Here is a 4,462-nt window from a genome sequence, read left to right as displayed (position 1 = left end):
AGTCCACGGGGCCCCGGGCCGCCCCCCCCGCCGCTGGACAACGCCCTTCCTACCAGCCCGGAACCGGCAAGGCCAAGCGAGGCGGCTCCAAGCGCCAGGAACTGCTTGCGGGTGATCCGGCTCATGGCTTGGCCATCGTTCGCGAAACCGACCGCCCGGTAGGCATCTTCGGATGCGTCACGTTCAAAGACGGTCGTTCCTTGCCGGTCTGAAGGCCGCCACTCCGGCTTTCAATAAATGAGGTAATCGCCCCACTCCTCGTCGAAATAGCGCACCAGCGGCTGGTCATCGAGCCGCTGGATGGCGGTGGCGACATGCGCCATGTCGGGCGGGAACTGGAACATCGCCTTCATGGTCGGCAGGTCGAGGAAGCGCAGCCCCTCGGGCAGGTGCTCTGGCACCCGATAGGGCGAGAAGGAGCCGATGATGAAACCCCACTCGCCGAAGGACGGCACGAAGAGATGATAGGCGGCGGTCTGGTAACCAGCGGCCGCCAGCGTGTTGTCGACACACCAGAAGGATTTGCGCGCGATGAGTGGCGAAGTGCTCTGGATCACTACGATGCCGTCATCGTTCAGCGCCGATTTCAGCTGGCGGTAGAAGGTGAGCGAGTACAGCTTGCCGATCGAGAAGTTGGAAGGGTCCGGCAGGTCGATGATCACGGCGTCGAAGCGCGCATCGGCCGGCTTCTGTTCCCGCAGCCAGAGAAAGGCGTCGGCATTGATGAGTTTCAACTTGGGCGAGGACAGGGCGCCGCCATTGAGTGCCCTCATCAACTCGTTGCTGGAGAACAGGCGCGTCATGGCCGGGTCGAGATCGACCATGGTCACCGCCTCGACTGCCGGATATTTCAATACCTCTCGCAGCGCCAGGCCGTCGCCGCCGCCGATGATCAGCACCTTGCGTGGCGCCTTGAGCGCGCTCATCGCCGGATGCACCAGCGCCTCGTGGTAGCGGTATTCGTCCAGTGACGAGAATTGCAGGTTCGAATTGAGGAAGAGGCGGATGTCGCGCTGCTGGCGGGTGACCACGATGCGTTGGTAGGGCGTGGATTCGGCGAAGATCACCGTGCCCGGATAGATGCTCGCCTCCGAGATCGACTGGATGCGTTCCGACGAAATGAAGCCGGCTCCGAGCAGTGCCAGCACGGTGCAGGCCGCAGCCCTGTGCGCGCCCCGCCGGGGTATCATGCCGGCCTTGTTGGCATAGAGCATCCAGATCGCCACCATGGTGTTGAGGATGCCGAACAGGAAGGCGGAGCGGATCAGACCGAGATGCGGCACCAGCACCAGCGGGAAGAGCAGCGAGGCAAACAGCGCGCCGACATAGTCGAAGGTGAAGACTTTGGAGACCAGGTCCTTGAAGGCGAGCCGCCCCTCCAGGATGCGCAGCAGCAGGGGAATTTCGACGCCGACCAGGATGCCGATCACACCGACCAGAAAATAGAGCCAGAGGCGGAAGGAGGCGACCTGGTCGAACAAGATGAAAAGCACCGCGGCCGAGGAACCGCCAATCGCCCCGACCATAAGCTCGATACGGACGAAATAGGCGAGCAGGTTGCGTTCGATATAGCGCGAGAGCCACGACCCGACGCCCATGGCGAAAAGATAGGCGCCAATGATGGTGGAGAACTGCGTGACGGAGTCGCCGAGCAGGTAGCTCGCCAGCGTGCCGGCGATCAATTCGTAGACAAGCCCGCAGGTCGCGATGACGAATGCCGAAAAGAGGAGCAGGATTTCCACGAAAGCGCCTTACGCCAACTCGCCGCAGGATCGCCTGTCAGCCGTGAATGGCCGAGGCAATGATAAGTGCGATGCCGATCGCGACGGAGCCCAGGAAGATCGCCAGGGCCAGGTTCTGCTTCTCGCAGATTTCTTTCCAGACCTGCACCCTGGGGGTCAGCAGATCAAGCAGCAGGAAGGCGACGACGAAGACGACGAGGCCCAAGCCCGAATAGACCAAAGAGGCAACGACGAATTTCAATTCGATCAGGCCGGTCGCATCCATTGAAGCCTCCTATTTGTGATATGCGTTGACGTCGCGGTTGGCAGTCTGCTTGCCGTTGAACATCGCGGTCACGGCATAGCCGTTGAAGTTGGCCGCCGACATGCCGAGCACAACCAGCGTGGCATAGATCATGTGCAGCTTGCTCATGTCTTTCTCCTTCGCATCACTCGGCAACGCCACCCTTTTCCCAGCGCGATTTCTCAAACATCATTCGCCTGATCAAGCTGATCGCCGGCACGGCCAGCAACAGCGCCATGGCAATCAGGTAGTTCGACCAAACCGGCACGTCGTATTTAATGGTGATGGTGACGGGCTGCGCCGGCAAGGGCGCCGAGGACGAAAGCAATGATGACGGCTTGGAGAACAGGCCGGCATCGGGCTCGATCAGCAATTTGTAGGTGCCGGGCGGAACCGGAGGCAACAGCGAAGTCTCGCGATTGCCTCCCTCCTCCCAGCGACCATCGGAATCAGTTCCGCTGTAGTGCTCGAGTGACTGAAATACCGAGTAGCTCTGATTGGTGTCGATGTTGACCAGCGCCATGTCGAGCTCGAGCCAGTCATTGCTGAGGTAGGAGGTGGTCTCGATCTCGATATTGCCGCTCCTGTTCAGCCGGAACGTTCCGGACGACAGGGTATTGTTCTTGTCGGCGGCGGTCAGATTGTAGGTTTGTGAATTGACCAGCGCGTTTGCCGAGATCGCCAGCAAAGTGCCCTGCAGCATCGTGGCGGCAACAACTGCCAGGGCGACGATCGTGAATGACGGCTTGTACGGATTGACCTGGCTGACGCCGGCTGAGGAGGACGAAGGCACGCGCAGCGGCAGCTTGAAGGCGGCGGCGACGAGGCGCGCATCGAGATACTCGCCCTCGGAGACGATGATCTCCTCGTCGTTCCTCTCCACCATCAGCCGGTAGGGCGGCGCGATATAGTCGGTTACCGCGGTGACGTCCGAGGTCGATGCCCGCCAGAAGAACTCGCCGGCCACGTAGGTGGTGCGGGCAAAGCCCTTGCCGAAGAATTGGTAGCTGCGCCCATTTGCATCGATCCAGCCCTCGCCGCCCGCGCCCGGCACGTCGCGGTTGAGCATCTTCACCAGGGTCCAGTGGTCGTATTCCTCGGCCAGGAAGCGATAGCCGTGGTAAGGGTTGAACAGCAGGTGCTCGGTCCACCGAAAATCGCCAGGCCCGTCGCTGCGCCGCATATAGCCGACGACTTCCCATTCGATATCCTTGAGCCGGGCACGGGCACCGATCGGGATATCGGACTGCTGCATGGCAGATTGTGCCGCCTCTATGATACGCAGATTCTCGTCGGCGACATCGATCACTGATGAACACTGGCTGCAGGTGGCGGTGATCGACTGGCCGGCCGCGCGCAGCGTAACCGCTCCACCGCAGTTCGGGCAGGCGAAGGTGCGCGGCCTGCCGGGCGCGCGCGGCGGCGGCGCCGGCTCGGCGGACGGCAGGATCGAAGGCTGGTCGCTCACCATCCCTCCAGCGGCCGCAAATTGGTAAAGCGGAAGGCGTCCCACTCCACATAGCGGCCGACATAGGCATGGGCCTCGCGGCCATCATGATCGAGCGTGGCGAACTCGCCCTGCCTGCCGATGCAGTCGATCGCGACTGTCCGCCGGCCTTTGGGCGCGGCGAAGGGCAGTTCGCCCTCCGATCCCAGGCAGGTCGCCAGCTTGATGTCGACCGCGCGCAGCGTGGTGCCGCCGAGTTGCACGGCAAAGCCGGGCCTTGCCTCGGCGGCGGGCTTGCCGCTTGTCAGCAACCCGTGACAGTGGTCAAGCGTCACCTCGACGTCGCGCGGCAGAGGCCTCTCCAGTTCGAAACTGATGGAGAAAGACCCTTGCGCCTCGCCGATCCAGCCGCGCCGGCCGTCTGCCGTCAGCAGGTGCCATTCGTTCCACAACCCGTCGCGCCAGCCAATCTTCAGCCGCCCGATGAGCGTGAAGGGCTGCTGCTCGAAATAGCCGCCGCTGCCCAGTTGCAACGGGCTCATGTCGTCCGGCAGGGCGGCCATCACCCCGATCGATTTGACGTCGACATCCGTGCGCACCACCATAGACTGGCAATAGGCGCAGACGGCATAGACCGATTGCGCCGACCGGAAGGTGACATCCGCGCCGCAGGACGGGCAGTCGAACTTGCGCATGAAAACCCTGAGTTGGATGCGCCGGACCTCTTGGCACCGGCAGGGCTGGGGAAACGGAGCCCGCCTGCGGGCTCACTTGATTCGGGACAGCAGCTCGGCCTTCTTGGCATCGAATTCCTGCTGCGTCAGGATTCCCTTGGCGAGCAGGCCGCCGAGCTTTTCGAGAAGCTGGATCGGGTCCTCGGCCGGTTGGGCCGGCGCCGCCTGGACCTGCGATGCCGAAGCCGCGGCGTTGCCGAAACCCTGTGTCATGGCCTGGCCGAGCGCAAGTCCTGCCCCAAGGCCGGCCCCCGCC

At 62.9% G+C, this 4,462-nt stretch carries 6 protein-coding genes; all 6 read right to left on the bottom strand.

What is annotated here, in order from left to right:
* Window positions 1–230: 230 nt before the first annotated feature.
* Entirely contained in the window at window positions 231–1,742 is a 1,512-nt protein-coding gene (locus EN742_RS25635; RefSeq protein WP_127406944.1) for a polyamine aminopropyltransferase, read from the bottom strand.
* A 37-nt stretch (window positions 1,743–1,779) separates the two neighbouring features.
* Window positions 1,780–2,007, bottom strand: a complete 228-nt coding sequence (locus EN742_RS25630) for a DUF350 domain-containing protein (protein WP_127406945.1) — start codon at window positions 2,005–2,007, stop codon at window positions 1,780–1,782.
* A 9-nt stretch (window positions 2,008–2,016) separates the two neighbouring features.
* On the bottom strand, window positions 2,017–2,154 hold the full coding sequence (locus EN742_RS38255) for a hypothetical protein (RefSeq protein ID WP_189347497.1): 138 nt from the start codon (window positions 2,152–2,154) through the stop codon (window positions 2,017–2,019).
* Between the two features lie 16 nt (window positions 2,155–2,170).
* A complete protein-coding gene (locus EN742_RS25625; RefSeq protein ID WP_189375587.1) occupies window positions 2,171–3,493 on the bottom strand; it encodes a DUF4178 domain-containing protein in 1,323 nt (440 codons plus the stop codon).
* Entirely contained in the window at window positions 3,490–4,167 is a 678-nt protein-coding gene (locus EN742_RS25620; RefSeq protein ID WP_127406947.1) for a DUF4178 domain-containing protein, read from the bottom strand. The genes EN742_RS25625 and EN742_RS25620 overlap by 4 nt, the downstream gene beginning before the upstream one ends.
* A gap of 72 nt (window positions 4,168–4,239) precedes the next feature.
* Window positions 4,240–4,462, bottom strand: a 223-nt coding sequence (locus EN742_RS25615; protein ID WP_148670251.1) for an SHOCT domain-containing protein, incomplete at its 5' end; no start/stop codon positions are given.

Source organism: Mesorhizobium sp. M4A.F.Ca.ET.020.02.1.1, assembly GCF_004022645.1.
Classification (GTDB): Bacteria; Pseudomonadota; Alphaproteobacteria; order Rhizobiales; family Rhizobiaceae; genus Mesorhizobium.
This window is presented reverse-complemented; position numbering and strand designations above follow the sequence as displayed.

Excerpts from the sequence above, each read along its gene's own strand:
- EN742_RS25630 (WP_127406945.1), bottom strand. The coding sequence starts at position 2,007 with ATGGATGCGACCGGCCTGATCGAATTGAAATTCGTCGTTGCCTCTTTG.
- EN742_RS38255 (WP_189347497.1), bottom strand. The coding sequence starts at position 2,154 with ATGAGCAAGCTGCACATGATCTATGCCACGCTGGTTGTGCTCGGCATG.
- EN742_RS25620 (WP_127406947.1), bottom strand. The coding sequence starts at position 4,167 with ATGCGCAAGTTCGACTGCCCGTCCTGCGGCGCGGATGTCACCTTCCGG.